Raw genomic sequence first — 15,701 nt, 5'->3', positions numbered from 1 at the left:
CTAACGGTGTAAGTTTGTGAAAGCCCACCCGCATTCCTTGTCAAACGGCAGTGATTGCGGGTGGGCTTTTTTGTTTGCGTGCTTCACGGTGTTCTTATAGATAATGTATGCCTACCTCAGCCTTTGCCCCCTCTAATTCGAGCGCCGCATTCGAATAGGGAAAATCAAATATCTAATTGTCGTGTGAGACCGAAGTCGTATAGTCATCTTGGCATGCATGCTCTACCTTAACTATGGATAAACAGTTACTAAATTCAGTTAATGAGGTACATCATGACCCATAGCGCTGCATCACCATTGCCTTCACAGGTCAAGAAACCCCAATCAAGAAGTGAGCGTAGTGCACGAAAACTACGTGCATCCAAAGCAGCTCAGAGCGCTGTTCAAGCAGAAGGTGCGCAGCAAACGCAAGATGCCGATGCAAAGAACGTCAAACAAAACAATGCGTTCGCTGATAAGAAAAATATCATGTGGGTGCTGTTAAGTGGCGCAATGGCGCTAACCTTTGTCGTCATGCTGTTTTTGCCAGATACAGGGATGGGCGGCGGCCTTGTTTCCACCTATTCAGCCATGCTTTGGTGTGGCTTTTTTGGTGCAGCACTTTGGCGTTATAGAGCGACAAGTGGCTGGGCTGGGTTTGCTTATGGAAGCGTTGTTGGACTAGTGATTCAATTTATTTCACAGATAATCTAGCACACAGTGTTTATACAATTGCCTTATGCAACTCGCCTAGTAAGAAACCGCTGAGCGACTAGAAACGGCAAGTCCACATTTCTTTTAAGTACATTATGGGCAATCTAAACGCGGCTTTTAAATAAGACTTCTGTTTAAACAGAAGTCTTATCCGTTGATCGCCCTGTTGGCAACCTCACTTCCTAAACATTTAGTCCTGTTTATCTTTGATGTACAGCAATGGTCAACAGATCCTCAATGACTTTGGGCTGGAAACCCGATCCAGACGTTTTGTCCGACAGTATAATTTATAAACTCTAGTTACTTTTTTAGGTTATGTTTAGCCAATAACAAACCAAACGTTCCCCTTCGTCTCTAATAAAACTGAGTGAGCCTATGGCAGAGAAGCCCAATAAATCCGCTGAATCACCAACCCGTTCTAGTAGAGCGGTACCGACGTCGCGTTTATCGCGCATAGGCCGCTTGGGCTCATTGGCAGGTAGAATTGCAGGTAACGTAGTATCACAAGGTGCAGGACAACTGTTAAAGGGCGAGAAGCCCGCGTTGTCTTCGCTGCTCTTAACGCCCAAAAACATTTCAAACATTGCAGATCAGCTTGCCAGTATGCGTGGTGCAGCTATGAAGCTCGGGCAGCTTATTTCAATGGATGCAGGAGATTTTCTCCCCGAAGAGCTCGCGGTAATTTTAGGGCGATTACGGGACGACGCTGACCCGATGCCAAAAGACCAGCTAATTGCCACGCTGAATCAGTCTTGGGGCGAAAAATGGCAAGATGACTTACTTTACTTTTCCTTTGCCCCTATAGCTGCGGCCTCTATTGGTCAGGTGCATAAAGTCATTACGATGGACGGTCGGATGTTAGCAGTAAAAGTGCAGTATCCTGGTGTGAAAAAAAGCATAGATAGCGATGTAGACAACGTAGCTACACTTATAAAACTCACTGGCTTGGTACCCAAATCATTAGATATCAACCCGCTTTTACAAGAGGCTAAAGCACAGCTTCACCAAGAAGCTGATTATGTGCGAGAAGCTGACATGCTCAACCGTTATCGCGCGTTGGTTGAAAGCACCGACATCCAAAGCAAGGGAAATAATGCGTTTGTCATTCCGCAAACCTTTGCTCCCCTTACCACCAGTACCGTGTTAGCGATGGATTTCATAGAGGCGCAAGACTTAGATGCGCTATTAAACGAGCTTCAGGACGTCCGAGATGCCGTGATGACGGCGCTAATGACTTTATTTTTTAATGAAATTTTTCATTTTAAGCTGCTGCAGAGCGACCCTAACTTAGCCAACTACCAGTTTAAACCCGATACAAAAGAAATCGTTCTGTTAGATTTTGGTGCTACACGGGATGTGCCTGACGCCATTTCAGCCCAGTATCAAGCGTTACTCAACAGCGCCGCAGCCAACGATAGAGCGATGATGCAGCAAGCCGCGTTTCGCATAGGATTAATTGACGAAAGCCACTCTCAAACGCAAGTCGACGCCGTCATAAACATTGGTATGGAGGCGTGTGAAGCGATTCGCTGCGAGGGCGCTTATGACTTTGGACAAAGCGATCTTATTGCAAGGCTTCACGAAAAGGGAATGGCGCTGACTATGGAGCACAATTTTTGGCATACGCCGCCAGTAGATGCCCTGTTTATACACAGGAAGCTAGGTGGCTTATTTCTGTTGGCTAAACGATTGAAAGCTAAAGTAGATATGCGAAAGGCAGCAGGCACATGGCTGAATCTATAACCTGCACTTCGTTGGTGTGTTAAGCGAGTAAGAAACTACTTAATACACAGCTTATCTATCGTTTGTATCGGTTTTGCGGTGCTGTGTCATGTTTTACTGTGAAAACGTTGCGCTGCGACCTTACAGAACTCAAATAGGACCCACTTCAAAAGCCTATAGCACTCGCACAACAGTCTAGTAAGGCAAATCCATGCTGAACGGTAACGCCATCTGCTCTTTACTTTTTGGCGGGTTGCCAATCATTTCATCGTAAGGCGTATCGTGCTTCATTACCGCCTGCTGAACATGGCAATGCGCGAAGGCTTCGCGAATGTGGCCGGCACTAAAAAAACGCATGGGCTTATCTTTGTTGTCGTAAAGCATGCCACTTTGACTGCCGATAGTGAGATAAACCAGGTAAACATTCATCTCATACGACTGAACTTCCAGATAATCTATCGCGGTAGGCGACTCTTCAATATCTCGAAAATAGAACTTCTGCATTTTTCTACCTCATGAACCAAGTATGCACCTTGCACGCCCTATATTCTTATTTAATGATGGAAGTTAGGGCTAAAAAGCGGAATATATACGTTAGGCAAGGTGCTCAGGTTCATTAGATAGATCTAGCGGAGGTCGATGGTTTTTAAACCGTACTGCATTTGCCAACACCAGTAAGGATGCAAGAGAGCAGGCACTGTATAGGAACGCCGCCGTTCCCATTCCAGAAGCAATCCATAGTAATGGAAATACCAGCAACCTAGGGCCTTCAACAGCTAAAGCGACTTTCGCTTTAGACAGTATAAAGCCATTTTGTATACTCATAACAATGACAGTCGCTACAGCAATGATCTGATGCTTAGTTGACAAGTTATTGATATTTAAAAGGAGATAAAGCATTACTCCCAGCATGATTAGATGCTGCATAACACTGTAGCGTTTTACTGCTCGGTGTAATTTAGGGTGATACTGTCTAAACTTACTCACGCTAATTATCCTATAAGGGCACATTTAAGTTGAAACGGGGTCGTGAGGCTCGAAATATTCACTAATTATTATAGATAACAACGAGCTAGCATTTGCTTTTCAATGACTAATCAACACATTAGTACACAAACCCAATTTGTTAAACATTTGTTTAAAAATAATTTTTGCATTTACATAATATCGAATGTGAATGAGAAGAAAAAATGAGGGTTTTCCACTAAATTTGTATAAAAAGAAATCGGAAAGTGACTTTTTTACGTTAAAAAGTGTTCAAAATAAGGAATTTACAATCTAAGGGAACATTTCTCTTGATTGATTTTCTAAATTTGGGTGTTATCTCTGGTAGTATTACCAAAAGGATAGTTTTGTAGCGGAGTCATTATGAGCGAATCGTCGGAAAAGAAATCGTTAGGCCCACACTTTATCATTGTAGGCATCCTTCTTGTTGTTATTCTGGCTGTTGTGTTTTGGCCCAGCGACGATGAGCCTGAGCCTGTAGTTACTCCTGAGCCCGAAGTGACTGAACCTGAAGTGACTACGCCAGAAGAGCCTGAAGTATTTGAGCCTACTCAGCCAGCCCCAACAGTAGAGCTTGAGGAAAAAGACGAGGTTGAGCCGCTTCCAGAGCCAGTTGAACCAGAACCGGAACCTCTGGATACCAGCGATCCTGCGGTGAAAGCTTCACTTATTGAGAGTTCGTCCGCGAGCGAAGAAACCGTTAACCGCATGCTGGTTGATGAAGGTCTAATTCAACGCTTTGTGGTGTCGGTTACGAATCTAGCAAATGATGAAATGGCGCCTAATCACCAGTTACTAACGCCACCTGAGCAGAACTTCCGCGTATACTCTCAAGCAGGCAAGCAATGGATTGATGCAGCAAGCTATAAACGTTATACACCATACGTAGATATGTTGGAGTCATTCAATAACGAAGCACTGCTTAACATATACGGTATTTATAAAGACGACATTCAGGCGAAGTACGCCGAAATTGGAAGCCCTGACCAAGACTTCAACAGCGTATTGCTTGAAGCGATTGATCAGCTTCTTGATACACCTGAAGTGCCGGTTCCTGTAGAGGTTTACACCGACTCGGTCGCCTACAAGTATGCTGATGATCGTCTAGAGAGTTTAAACGAGCCACAGAAACAACTTCTTCGTACTGGCCCAGATAACATGCGTCGCATAAAGGCAAAGCTACGCGAACTGAAAGTATTGGTTGAAGAGCGTGGATCTAACTAGATTTCAGCAGCAGCTTAAGGGCACGTCGTCAAAAGCGCGCCCTTTACCTCCTGTTGAACAATGGAACCCCGATTTTTGCGGTGACATTAATCTAACTATAGCGCTTGATGGAAGATGGTTTTATGAAGGCAGTCCTATTGGGCGCGCAAGCTTGGTTCAGCTTTTTGCTTCGGTATTAAAGCGGGAAGGTGACAAGTACTTCTTAGTTACTCCCGTAGAGAAAGTAGGCATTACCGTTGAAGACACACCTTTTCTTGTAACTCAATGGCATAGGGAAGAGGGTGAATCAGCGAGTGACAGCACCTATGTGTTTACCACACAAACGGGCGACATCGTAAGGTTAGAGCGTGCTGATCAGCTCGAACTTCGCGTTCCGCCTAAAGCCATACAAGATCCAGAGGCAACGCCCATTCCCTACCTATGCGTTCGCAGAAACTTGTGGGCAAGACTACATCAAAATGCCTATTATCAACTGCTTGAACAAGCTGATGAAAAACCGGATGAAGCCAGCACGCAATTTAGTATTCAGTCAAACGGCATCACCTTTATTTTAGGTGAAGTAAGCAACTAGCCTACTTTGTTGCTTCTGTCTCTTCGAACATATCAAAACGTAATTCATCTTCAATAAAGCACCGTTAACAGCGCTTTGTTTTGCGTTATACCTCTGACTGCATTACATTCGATATAGTCTATAAAACAATCAACAAGAAGACCTATATCATGAAAAAGCCTCTGATTACGCTGGCCGTTGCCAGTGCCTTACTCTCATCGCCCTTTTCCACTGTAGCCGACACGCTGATTCATGCAGGAAAAGTGTTTACTGGCACATCAAACTCTCTTCAGGAAAATGTAACTATTGTTGTTGAAGACAACATGATCAAAGCGGTAAAGAAGGGGTTTGCTGAAGCCCAAGAAGGCGATACTGTCATCGACTTGAAGACATCAACCGTTATGCCTGGTCTGATGGACATGCATGTTCATTTGTCTTCTCAACATGGTGGGCCTCAAACGTATCTGGAGCGCTTTTCACTAAATGAAGCCGACTATGCATTACGAGCAGCGAACTACGCTAAGATTACGTTAGATTCGGGCTTCACCACTGTTCGCAACTTAGGGGATGGTTACAACGAAACCGTTGCGCTAAGGAACGCTATTAGTAAAGGCTATGCAACAGGCCCGCGTATTTATACCGTTGCTAAATCTATTGCTACTACAGGTGGACATGCCGACCCAAGTAACGGCTTATCTCATTTACTTCGCCCGGATGTAGGCCCTAAGCAAGGAGTGGTTAATGGCGAAGCTGAAGCGCGAGAGGCAGTAAGGACTCGTTACCAAGATGGCGCGGACTTGATCAAAATTACGGCAACCGGTGGTGTATTAAGCGTTGCCAAAAGCGGCCAAAACCCGCAGTTCATGACCGATGAACTAGAAGCAATTGTTGAAACGGCAAAAGACTACGGTATGACAGTAGCAGTGCATGCTCATGGGAAAGAAGGCATGAAGCGGGCTATTGAAGCCGGTGTAGACTCTATTGAGCACGGCACTTATATGGACGACGAAATTCGCACATTAATGAAGAAGCACGGCACCTACTATGTGCCAACAATACTGGCAGGAAAGTTTGTAGCAGACAAAGCCAAAATTGATGGTTTCTTTCCAGAGTTAGTACGTCCGAAAGCTGCCGCTATCGGCCCGCTTATCCAAAATACGTTTGAACAAGCGCATAAAGCAGGCGTAAAAATTGCTTTTGGTACAGACAGTGGTGTATCAGCCCACGGCGACAATGCGCAAGAGTTCTCTTTAATGGTTGAAGCGGGTATGAAACCTGCTGACGCTCTGCTTAGTGCTACTGTGAATAGCGCGAGCTTACTAGGCATAAGCGATATTCTAGGCACCCTTGAAGAGGGAAAACTGGCTGACATTGTCGCGGTTCAAGGCAACCCGCTTGACGATATATCGCTTATGGAAAGCGTGTCTTTTGTGATGAAAGACGGAATTGTTTACAAGCAGTAGAGAAAAATAATGTGGTAGAGATTACATGGAACTAGGTAAAAAGGTTAAGCACAAAACCAAAAAGCTTGTCGATTCTAAGCATATGTTAAAGGGCATCACTCTTGCCTCATTTTTAGAATCAACCATTGTTCCTATACCACTAGAAGCCGTAATAGTGCCACTAATGCAAGCAAGACGGGAGTCGCTTTGGCAAATTGCATTAATGGCCACCATAGGCTGTGTGATTGGTGCAGTCTTCGGCTATGCCCTTGGTTACTACCTCTTCGATATGGTTGGTCAGTGGCTTATAGATACTTTTTTTAGCCAAGAGCAATTCGACAATGTAAAACAGCAGATGCAAAACCAAGGTTTTTGGTTCGTAATGACCTTAGGTATTGCCCCTATTCCTTTTCAGGTTGCGATGCTTGCAGCAGGTGCAACCCAATACTCACTTCCGCTTTTTCTTTTAGCTACTGTTATTGCGCGTTCAATTCGCTATTTCGGACTCGCAGCCGTGGTTTATTACACAGGAGACAAAGCTGAGCAGCTCATTAAGCGCTACAAAATGAAAGCGGTTATTGCTATCACAGTTGCGGTGCTTCTTTTATGGTGGCTTTCAAATTTAATCAGCCAATAAGCTTGCCTGTACTAGTGACTCAAAGCACTTAATAGGCGAGACAAACGATGCCGTTGGTTCACGACAACGTAAATATCAAATCAACCCAATAGATTTTTTGAACTTTACATTTGATAATGATTCTTATTTGCACTAATGTAATAAAAAACAGGAGGTGCTTATATGAATGTTCAGCGGCTATGCCCAGTTTACAAAAAGTGGCTACAGCTAAACCCTTCAAACGCGCGACAGCATCGCTATGCTATGCAAGCGCAGACGCAACAGGCTCATCAACAGGGTAAATTGGATTATGCGAGAGAATTAGGTTACCAGACCTTTGAGGCCGCAAAGGTTATCCTTAATGCGCTTCAGCCTACCTCTTTGCAGAAAGTCAGTGTAGTTCAAGAAGACGTACTCGCTTTTTCCACTATGGGAATGTACTTATCATCTCTGCTTGCCGAAGAACATAGGAAGCGAGAATCTCACGCTATTTTACAAGAATGTCAGCAACAGCTTATTGCCATATTACCCCTGCATGCCACCAATCCTTCTATATGCAGGCTAATCGCGGCCATTCAGCATACCCTTGAGCAAACCTATGTCCCCCAAGCAAGCAAACGACTCGCTTCTGTGGCAGTGCATTAAATACTTTAGATAAAAGGAGATAGTTATGGCGTCGAAACAAATTTCAAGCGAAGACGGCTTTGTCTCATTAAACGTTAGAGCTTCTGTACTTCAAAAAATGCTTAATGGTGAAGTGCTACACATGACAGATATTCACTGTACCTGTTCGCGAAGCAAGCAGGTTTTGAAGCAACTTTTATTGCAGGCTGCTAGCGGCCGCGAATAGAAACAGTAACAAAAAAGGCGCTCAAGCGCGCCCTTTCTTAATTACGTATTGGTAAGGCATGGTCTCGGTTTGAGACGCAACCAGCGTGTGGTCCATAAAGCGGCAAAAGCTAGGAATATCTCTGGCCGTTGAGGGATCGTCAGCCGTGACCGATAAAGTTTCCCCATCGGCCAGCTTTCGAATATTCAGACGCACCATCATTACTGGCTCTGGGCAACGCAATCCTAGCGCATCTAAATGCTGACTAGCCGCGCTAAATGCGCTGTCAAAATCAGATGCCATAATTTTCACGATAGGTGTTAATGGCGCTGATTTCGCTATCAAACCCGCCTTTCTCGGTCAGATAAGCCACGACATCGGCAAGCGATACAATAGAGATAACCTGAGTGCCAAAGTCGCGCTCGACCTCTTGAATAGCTGACAGTTCGCCATTACCGCGCTCTTGTCTGTCTAGCGCAATCAGCACGCCAGACAAGCTAGCCTGCTGTTGCTCGATTAAGGTCATCGATTCGCGAATAGCCGTACCCGCAGTGATCACGTCATCCACCAGCATAACCTTACCTTCTAGTGGGCTGCCAACTAGATTGCCGCCTTCACCGTGGGTTTTCGCTTCTTTGCGGTTGAAGCAATAAGGGACATCAAGCTTGTGGCTATCGGCCAATGCAACGGCTGTTGTTGTCGCAATAGGAATGCCCTTATAGGCTGGACCAAAAAGTACATCGAACGCAACGCCTGCGTCCATTAACGCATCAGCGTAAAAACGCCCCAACTTAGCCAAATCGCCACCGCGATTAAACAAACCGGCATTGAAAAAGTACGGGCTAACGCGGCCTGACTTTAAAGTGAATTCGCCAAATTTAAGTACGCCACGTTCAATGGCAAACTCAATAAAATCACGCTGAAACGCTTTCATGATGACCTCTTAATTTCTAATTTACGCGTTGGTTCTAACTACGTGTCGATGACTCGCTTACGCTAGCGCCGCTTTTTGAATGTCGAACAATTCACGTAAACCGTGCTTACCAATTTTCAGCATCTCGTCAAGCTCTTCAAACGAGAACGGTTCGCCCTCTGCAGTACCTTGAACTTCAATCAGCTTGCCGGTTTCGGTCATTACAATGTTCATATCTGTTTCTGCCTCAGAGTCTTCGGTGTACTCAAGGTCAGCGATTGGCGTACCTTCGTAAATACCTACTGAAAGGGCGGCAATCATATGTTTAAGCGGGTTAGTTTTGATAATGCCTTTTGCACGCATGTAAGTAAGTGCATCAACAAGAGCTACACACGCACCGGTAATTGACGCTGTACGCGTACCGCCGTCGGCCTGAATAACGTCGCAGTCTAACGTAATGGTGTTTTCGCCCAGAAGTTTTAAATCTACCGCTGCGCGTAGTGAACGCGCAATTAGACGCTGGATCTCTAACGTGCGGCCGCCTTGTTTACCGCGCGCCGCTTCACGGCCGCTTCGCGTATGAGTAGCACGTGGAAGCATGCTGTACTCAGCTGTAATCCAGCCTTTCCCTTGGCCCTTCATAAAGCGTGGCACACCTTCTTCTACCGTCGCATTACACAACACCTTAGTGTTACCAAACTCTACAAGAACAGAGCCTTCTGCGTGACAAGTGTATTGGCGAGTAATTGTAACAGGGCGAATTTGACTGGCGGTTCTGCCGCTTGGACGCATAGTGTTCTCCACAACGTAAGTGCTTAAAAAAGGGTAGCGTTTTACAGGTTTTATTGGCGATATGTGAATAGAAAGCCCAATTCGCGGTCAAAACCTATAAATTCGATGTAGCTACGAAATTGCGCCTAAGTATAACGCAATACCCGCGGCCGTTAAAAACGAACTTTACATGTTTGCTTATTGAATTACGTAAATGTGCGCTAATATACAAAATACAAGAAAACCTGCTGTAGATATTCACGTATACAACACGACGTTCGGGTTGTTTTTGCAGGCTTTCAGTTAAATTTAAAGGATATTTATGATTTACAGCATGACAGCGTTTGCACGCGTAGAAACCAAAAAAGAGTGGGGCTCAGCCGTGTGGGAAATACGCTCGGTCAACCAACGCTTTTTAGAAACTTACTTTCGCCTGCCGGAACAGTTTCGCTCATTGGAGCCGGTTTTACGTGAACGATTCCGTAAAAAGCTAGCCCGAGGTAAGGTGGAATGTGCGCTGCGTTTTACTGCCAACGATGCTGCTGTAACTAAGCTAAGCTTAAATGAAGAGTTGGCTAAGCAAGTGCTTCACGCCGCTGACTGGGTGCAATCCCATGGCCAATCCACGGGGGTTAACCCACTAGACGTTTTGCGCTGGCCTGGGGTAATTGCAGCGGAAGAAGCCGATATGGACGCCATCCACGCTGACGTAATGGCCGCGTTCGACCAAGCTCTTAACGATTTTATCAGTGCCCGCGCTACCGAAGGTGAAGCCCTTAAAGGTATGATTACGCAGCGCCTTGACGCTATAGAAGTGGAAGCTGAAAAAGTAGCCGCGCGTATGCCTGAAATCATGGTGTGGCAGCGAGAAAAAGTGCAAACCCGCTTTGAAGAAGCAAAGGTTGAACTTGATGCAGGCCGTTTTGAACAAGAAATGATCATGCTGGCGCAAAAAGTAGACGTAGCAGAAGAGTTAGATCGTCTGAATGCTCACGTTAAGGAAACCCGTAATATCCTTAAAAAGGGTGGAGCAGTAGGCCGCCGTCTTGATTTCATGATGCAGGAGTTTAACCGCGAATCAAACACGTTAGGCTCAAAGTCTATCAGCACCGACATCACACAATCGGCGGTTGAACTTAAAGTCCTGATTGAGCAGATGCGCGAGCAAATTCAAAACATAGAATAACAAGTTTTCTAGTATATTTTGGGCTTAAATTGGCGATTTAACATGCTTTTTTAAGGATTAGTCACCATTTATTCATCATAGCTAATAAAAAAACAAGCTAAATCAGCCCCCAAGTGGTGACCAAAGTGGTGACTTTTGGTCCAGCTTTCCCCTCATTTTGTTCCGAATAATAAGGGAAAGTCAATGAACATCTCACAAACTGCAAAACATATTGAAGCGCTGGTTCAATCCGGCCACCCCACTTTCGAAAGCGTCTACCCTAGTCTCTATCTTGATGTGAAATCCAAAGGCACGGCCAGTTGGATCATTCGTTACCAATTATTTGGAAAACGACGTCAGTACAAAATAGGTGGTTATGGCAAGGGGCATGAAGAGCTACTTGATCTTGAAGGCGCCATTAAGCTCACGATTGATTGCCGACAAAAGCTAAATGACGGCATCGATCCAAAACTCGATATTGAACGTCAAAAGCAGCCTAAGCTCGTGACCTTTGATGATTGTGCTAACAAGTACTTAGAAAAGAAGCGCACTAAAATAAAGACTGCGTATGTATACGAACGGGTTTACAACAATGAGATAGAGCCACACCTAGGTAACATCCGCATCGACCGAATTCATAGTTATGACATCGACAACGTTATACAGCGTGTGTTGGACTCTGGCCGTCCAGCTATTGCCAATCAGGTGCTATTGTTTATCAAACGCGTTTACCGTTTAGCGACAAAATATGGCGCAGTCACGGTCAATATTGCCCAAGAATTTTCGCAAGTTGATGATGCAGGAGGCGCAGACACTAAGAGGCAGCGCTTCCTAGAAGAGCAAGAAATTGAGTCAGCATTTACCGTATTTCGCGAGCATCCTATCAAGATCCCGCGCAGTACCTATATTGCGTTGGCGCTACTACTGCTATTAGGCAATCGAAAAATGGAACTGCTCTCAGCTAAGTGGGAACAAGTCGATCTTAAGCGGCAAACCTTTAAGTTGTTCGCAAACACTACTAAAACCAATGCGGCGTAGTGATCCCCATCCCAGATAAAGTATTACCGTTGTTTCAAGATCTCTACCTTCTTAGTGGCGACCATGAGTATCTTTTCCCCAAACGCAGGGCCAGCAAGCATCCTCACATCTCACCGGATACCATAAATGATGCTGTCGCCTGCTTGTTTGGCATTAGCTATGGTAACCGCAAGCGGGGGCCGAATTACATGAAGGAAGAAGGCGTCCATCACTTCACGTTACATGACTTAAGACGCACATTTCGTACCTTACTGTCCAAATTAGGTGTACGTCGTGACGTGGCCGAGAAGTGTATGAACCATAGCCTAAAGGGCGTTGAAAAAACGTACGACTGCTATGGCTTTTTTCCAGAGCGTGTAGATGCATTAAACCGACTAGCTGACTTGGTGATGCCCCTTATTCAATATAAGCCAATGACAATCACTAACCTGTAGCTTAGCAGCGAATTAGTATCAAAACACAACCAAATATCATCTTGAATATTGCTGTGCTAATTTTAATTTGAGCGAGATAGCCATAGCTGAAAAGTATATGAACTGAACCCCAAGGATGTTGAAAAAAACTTTGACGGCTATGGTTTACTTGTTGAGAGTTCGGATGCGCTGATTCGGTTAGTCACGCTATTGCTACCCCTAATGAAGGTAAGCTATAACCACTTACCTGATGGTCAATAGAAAAAATGCTGAGCTTGTCTCAGCGGAATCTTAAAATGGAAACGTTATGTATTATCCAGAATTAAAGCTCTTTCCTCCTGTCCTCATTGTGTATTGTGATGACTCAGAACAATACCCAACTTCTGTTGGCTTATTGGCGCAGGGTGCCGCCTACCATTGGTACGTAATGCCGGACGATGAATGGCTGAACAATAGCTATTCCCTATCCACGAAGGAACATTTAACCTTAGATTATCTTGATCAGGTGGGCGACCCCAAAGACTATATTTTTGATCACATTTCAGACCTTACTTCGGGTTACGAATTGCTTCATACGTTCAACGTTCCAAGGACCACGAAACTTTTACAGCAGATCAACTATGAAGACAGCCACTCAAGGAATGAAGATAATATTATGTTCAAGCTTAAAAATATCGCAGCGTTGGTACCGGAAAGATATCAAAAGAGGTTTTCGAAAGAAATGGATATAAGCACTGATCGCGAGCGACTTAACCCAGAGCATGCAGATGACACTTGTATCGCTGCTGTCTGGACGGTTTTGCGCCTCAGTGGTATTCAGCAATGCTAGTGAACGATGAATAGTAACATGACTAACCACTCAATAATTCACCGATATGAGTGAATTATTTCACTTTAATAAATCGCTCTATATAAAATCACCGTTAGCGGTGAATAAACTTGTCATTCATTGATATCCGCCTATAATCACTGATACTAATGAATATTAGAGTAAAGCGATGGCAAAGAAAGTCACTACCTCAAAAATGCCTGAGACAGCATTTATTGATAACGCACTGGTGTTAGGGCAATTGATTAAGGCTAAGCGCACAGAGATGGGCATGAAACTCGCTGATTGCGCTGCGCTATGTAATGTGGGTATCAATACCTTATCTCGCATTGAAAATGGCAATGATAATTGCACCCTCGCTGCGGCATTTTCCGTGCTACATGGATTGGGTATCAAACTTACGTCACCTTCGCTTGAAAAACGACATAACTCAAGTGTCAGCGATGACGAGTGGGTATAGCAAGAATGCCAGCAGACAATATCAACCAGCCCTCAGAATACACTCTGCTCATCTACTTAGCAGAACAACGTATTGGCACGTTAACTTTAGATAAAAGTACCAATCTGCTCAAACTTGAATATGAGCAGGATTGGCAGCAAACAGGCTACCCACTTTCTCCATCGTTAACACTGGATAACGTTCATTCTCGTGAAGTCGCCTATAACTACATTGATAATGCCTTACCTGAAGGAGAAGCCCGAAAACTCTTAGCGGAGCATCTCGGCGTCTCAGAAAAAAATGTTTACTCCCAAGTAAGGGCCATTGGCAAAGATTTGGCCGGGGCCATTTCATTTGAAGCGATAAAACAAAGCTCAGATGTTTTACCAGAGGCACGTGAGCCGCAATTTAGAGCGATAGAATATGAGGAGCTGGTAACGCGGCTTGCCAACAAGGAAGATATTGGCCTAATAACATGGGATGACAAACCACGTCTGAGTGTGGCTGGCGTACAAGACAAGCTCAACATATTCATAAATAATGAAGGCCAAATTGGGTTTGGCGATGGGACATTGTGTTCAACGCACATTCTCAAATTTGAAAAGCAGAATTGCCCCAATCTTGTACTCAACGAATACTTCTGTATGAAGCTGTCAAAGGCAGTCGGTCTACCCACCGCAGACGTGCAGTTCACTCGCTTTGAACAATACCCGGCATTGATTGTAGAACGATTTGATCGAAAATATGCACCTGAGCAATCCAAAGTCTTTCGCAGACACGTGATTGACGGCTGCCAAGCGCTAAACCTACCGCGGGACTACAAATACGAACGAAACCTAGGTGATGGCAGGGACGTACAACACATTCGGGACGGCGCAAGCTTGCCCCGGCTCTTTGAGCTGGCAAAAACCATGACATCGCCCGTTGAGAGTCTTCAATGGCTTATAAATTGGCAGTTATTTAATTTGATGATAAGCAATTACGACAGTCACGGAAAAAACGTCTCCCTGTTTTTTGATAAGCGCAATAGTCGATTCACGCCAGCCTATGACTTAGTAAATGTTGCCATGTTCCCGCAGTTTAAGCATGTACTTGCTATGGCGATGGGCGATGAGTTTGACCCCGACAGTATTAACGCCTATCAAATGGCTGATTTCGCAGAAACCTGCGGGGTGAATAAAAAGCTCTTGTCGCGCCAGTTAAGTGATTTGGCAGATAAAGTCATAACCATACTTACACAGCAGTCATTTATCGAAACAATAACTCAAGAACCGCTTTTTACCGAAGACGACCGACAATACATGGCTGAGGTGCAAGCGCATATCTTGGTACGAACACAGCACTTAAGATCACAAGCGTCAGATATACCAAATATTGAAGTTTGAGAGTAAAAGCCAGAGGAAAAAGTGTACTAAATTCGCTCTGCATGAGTGCGAGTTTTTGGCAACACTTTTGCCAAATTTGGCAAAGAGATTGCCGACTTTGACACGCGAATTGCCAAGAATGGCAAGGTTTTAAAAGCACAAAATAAACGCTTTTTTGGCGAATTGAAATTTAAACGCAAAGTTCACCTTACATTGGTTATATAACTTTATAAATTTCATAATCGTTATAATAGTTATACCATGAATAGCTCAAATTCTCTACGGAAAAAGCGGATTCACACTCACTTATAGCGAACTATTTTTCAGTGCTTTTTCGATATCTACACTATTATTTGAATGGCTTATGGTTTCTTTCTGACAATCAAAAAAATAGTAAGTATTAAAAATATCTGCATACTCACTTATGCAGACTTAAATATCCAAAGCCAATAATTTTCAAATACTTAAATTATTATAGAAGCGAAGTTATGGAAATACAGAAGCAAGACATTAACGAAATGTTTAAAGAGATGGTTGATGAGGCAGTTGCTTTTGCGATTGTCGGTAAAGATGGACAGGTCGCATATTCATCAGGGTAAGAGCGTGATCATTTTTTAAGCAGTTATCACTTTTTCAAGATACGCAGTATCCATAGCCGCAATGCGCTGTTTACGTCGGATGCTGGCCT

19 protein-coding genes are annotated in these 15,701 nt (G+C 44.3%); 14 read left to right on the top strand and 5 right to left on the bottom strand.

What is annotated here, in order from left to right:
* The first annotated feature begins 273 nt into the window (after positions 1 to 273).
* Both MHN02_RS00095 and MHN02_RS00090 read left to right on the top strand, forming a co-directional pair.
* Positions 274 to 693, top strand: coding sequence for a hypothetical protein (locus MHN02_RS00095; RefSeq protein WP_239244028.1), 420 nt, complete (start codon positions 274 to 276; stop codon positions 691 to 693).
* A 375-nt stretch (positions 694 to 1,068) separates the two neighbouring features.
* Positions 1,069 to 2,436 (top strand): AarF/ABC1/UbiB kinase family protein, encoded by a 1,368-nt coding sequence (locus tag MHN02_RS00090; RefSeq protein ID WP_239244026.1) that lies wholly within the window; start codon positions 1,069 to 1,071, stop codon positions 2,434 to 2,436.
* Between the two features lie 174 nt (positions 2,437 to 2,610).
* Here MHN02_RS00090 and MHN02_RS00085 read toward each other — a convergent pair whose 3' ends face one another.
* Both MHN02_RS00085 and MHN02_RS00080 read right to left on the bottom strand, forming a co-directional pair.
* Positions 2,611 to 2,919, bottom strand: coding sequence for a DUF6482 family protein (locus tag MHN02_RS00085; RefSeq protein WP_014951422.1), 309 nt, complete (start codon positions 2,917 to 2,919; stop codon positions 2,611 to 2,613).
* A 90-nt stretch (positions 2,920 to 3,009) separates the two neighbouring features.
* Positions 3,010 to 3,402: a hypothetical protein gene (locus MHN02_RS00080; protein WP_014951423.1), complete on the bottom strand. Its 393-nt coding sequence runs from the start codon at positions 3,400 to 3,402 to the stop codon at positions 3,010 to 3,012.
* 381 nt (positions 3,403 to 3,783) lie between these two features.
* Here MHN02_RS00080 and MHN02_RS00075 point away from each other — a divergent pair, with 381 nt between their 5' ends.
* The 6 genes from MHN02_RS00075 (at position 3,784) to MHN02_RS00050 (ending at position 8,102) form a co-directional block, all read left to right on the top strand.
* Complete coding sequence (locus MHN02_RS00075) at positions 3,784 to 4,644, top strand: DUF3014 domain-containing protein (protein ID WP_014977825.1); 861 nt, start codon at positions 3,784 to 3,786, stop codon at positions 4,642 to 4,644.
* Positions 4,631 to 5,215: a DUF1285 domain-containing protein gene (locus tag MHN02_RS00070; protein ID WP_239244024.1), complete on the top strand. Its 585-nt coding sequence runs from the start codon at positions 4,631 to 4,633 to the stop codon at positions 5,213 to 5,215. The genes MHN02_RS00075 and MHN02_RS00070 overlap by 14 nt, the downstream gene beginning before the upstream one ends.
* A 149-nt stretch (positions 5,216 to 5,364) precedes the next feature.
* Entirely contained in the window at positions 5,365 to 6,657 is a 1,293-nt protein-coding gene (locus MHN02_RS00065; RefSeq protein WP_239244022.1) for an amidohydrolase family protein, read from the top strand.
* Between the two features lie 25 nt (positions 6,658 to 6,682).
* Positions 6,683 to 7,273 (top strand): VTT domain-containing protein, encoded by a 591-nt coding sequence (locus MHN02_RS00060; RefSeq protein WP_239244020.1) that lies wholly within the window; start codon positions 6,683 to 6,685, stop codon positions 7,271 to 7,273.
* A 162-nt stretch (positions 7,274 to 7,435) separates the two neighbouring features.
* A complete protein-coding gene (locus MHN02_RS00055) occupies positions 7,436 to 7,897 on the top strand; it encodes a hypothetical protein (protein ID WP_061486861.1) in 462 nt (153 codons plus the stop codon).
* Positions 7,898 to 7,922: 25 nt separating this feature from the next.
* Complete coding sequence (locus tag MHN02_RS00050; protein WP_014951429.1) at positions 7,923 to 8,102, top strand: hypothetical protein; 180 nt, start codon at positions 7,923 to 7,925, stop codon at positions 8,100 to 8,102.
* Between the two features lie 21 nt (positions 8,103 to 8,123).
* Here the strand turns inward: MHN02_RS00050 and tusA are convergent, their stop codons facing one another.
* From tusA to rph, 3 genes are read right to left on the bottom strand one after another with little or no spacing between them, the layout of a single operon-like run.
* The gene (gene tusA / locus MHN02_RS00045; protein WP_014951430.1) at positions 8,124 to 8,384 is read right to left on the bottom strand and encodes a sulfurtransferase TusA; all 261 of its coding nucleotides are present in this window, start codon (positions 8,382 to 8,384) and stop codon (positions 8,124 to 8,126) included.
* Positions 8,374 to 9,015, bottom strand: a complete 642-nt coding sequence (gene pyrE / locus MHN02_RS00040; protein WP_039228851.1) for an orotate phosphoribosyltransferase — start codon at positions 9,013 to 9,015, stop codon at positions 8,374 to 8,376. The genes tusA and pyrE overlap by 11 nt, the downstream gene beginning before the upstream one ends.
* A 57-nt stretch (positions 9,016 to 9,072) precedes the next feature.
* A complete protein-coding gene (gene rph / locus MHN02_RS00035) occupies positions 9,073 to 9,786 on the bottom strand; it encodes a ribonuclease PH (protein ID WP_014951432.1) in 714 nt (237 codons plus the stop codon).
* 301 nt (positions 9,787 to 10,087) lie between these two features.
* Here rph and MHN02_RS00030 point away from each other — a divergent pair, with 301 nt between their 5' ends.
* The 6 genes from MHN02_RS00030 (at position 10,088) to MHN02_RS00005 (ending at position 15,034) form a co-directional block, all read left to right on the top strand.
* On the top strand, positions 10,088 to 10,951 hold the full coding sequence (locus tag MHN02_RS00030) for a YicC/YloC family endoribonuclease (RefSeq protein ID WP_014977829.1): 864 nt from the start codon (positions 10,088 to 10,090) through the stop codon (positions 10,949 to 10,951).
* Positions 10,952 to 11,134: 183 nt separating this feature from the next.
* Positions 11,135 to 11,968, top strand: a complete 834-nt coding sequence (locus MHN02_RS00025) for an integrase arm-type DNA-binding domain-containing protein (RefSeq protein WP_239244018.1) — start codon at positions 11,135 to 11,137, stop codon at positions 11,966 to 11,968.
* Complete coding sequence (locus MHN02_RS00020) at positions 11,968 to 12,402, top strand: hypothetical protein (protein WP_239244016.1); 435 nt, start codon at positions 11,968 to 11,970, stop codon at positions 12,400 to 12,402. Before MHN02_RS00025 ends, MHN02_RS00020 begins: the two co-directional genes overlap by 1 nt.
* A gap of 286 nt (positions 12,403 to 12,688) precedes the next feature.
* Positions 12,689 to 13,210: a hypothetical protein gene (locus MHN02_RS00015; protein ID WP_239244015.1), complete on the top strand. Its 522-nt coding sequence runs from the start codon at positions 12,689 to 12,691 to the stop codon at positions 13,208 to 13,210.
* 169 nt (positions 13,211 to 13,379) lie between these two features.
* A complete protein-coding gene (locus tag MHN02_RS00010; RefSeq protein ID WP_239244013.1) occupies positions 13,380 to 13,670 on the top strand; it encodes a helix-turn-helix domain-containing protein in 291 nt (96 codons plus the stop codon).
* A 5-nt stretch (positions 13,671 to 13,675) separates the two neighbouring features.
* Complete coding sequence (locus MHN02_RS00005) at positions 13,676 to 15,034, top strand: HipA domain-containing protein (protein WP_239244011.1); 1,359 nt, start codon at positions 13,676 to 13,678, stop codon at positions 15,032 to 15,034.
* Positions 15,035 to 15,701 lie beyond the last annotated feature (667 nt).

It is taken from the genome of Alteromonas sp. CNT1-28, assembly GCF_022348345.1.
In the GTDB taxonomy this organism is placed as follows: domain Bacteria; phylum Pseudomonadota; class Gammaproteobacteria; order Enterobacterales; family Alteromonadaceae; genus Alteromonas; species Alteromonas macleodii.
The sequence above is the reverse complement of the archived record's forward strand: the minus strand, read 5'-3'. Positions and strand labels throughout refer to the sequence as shown.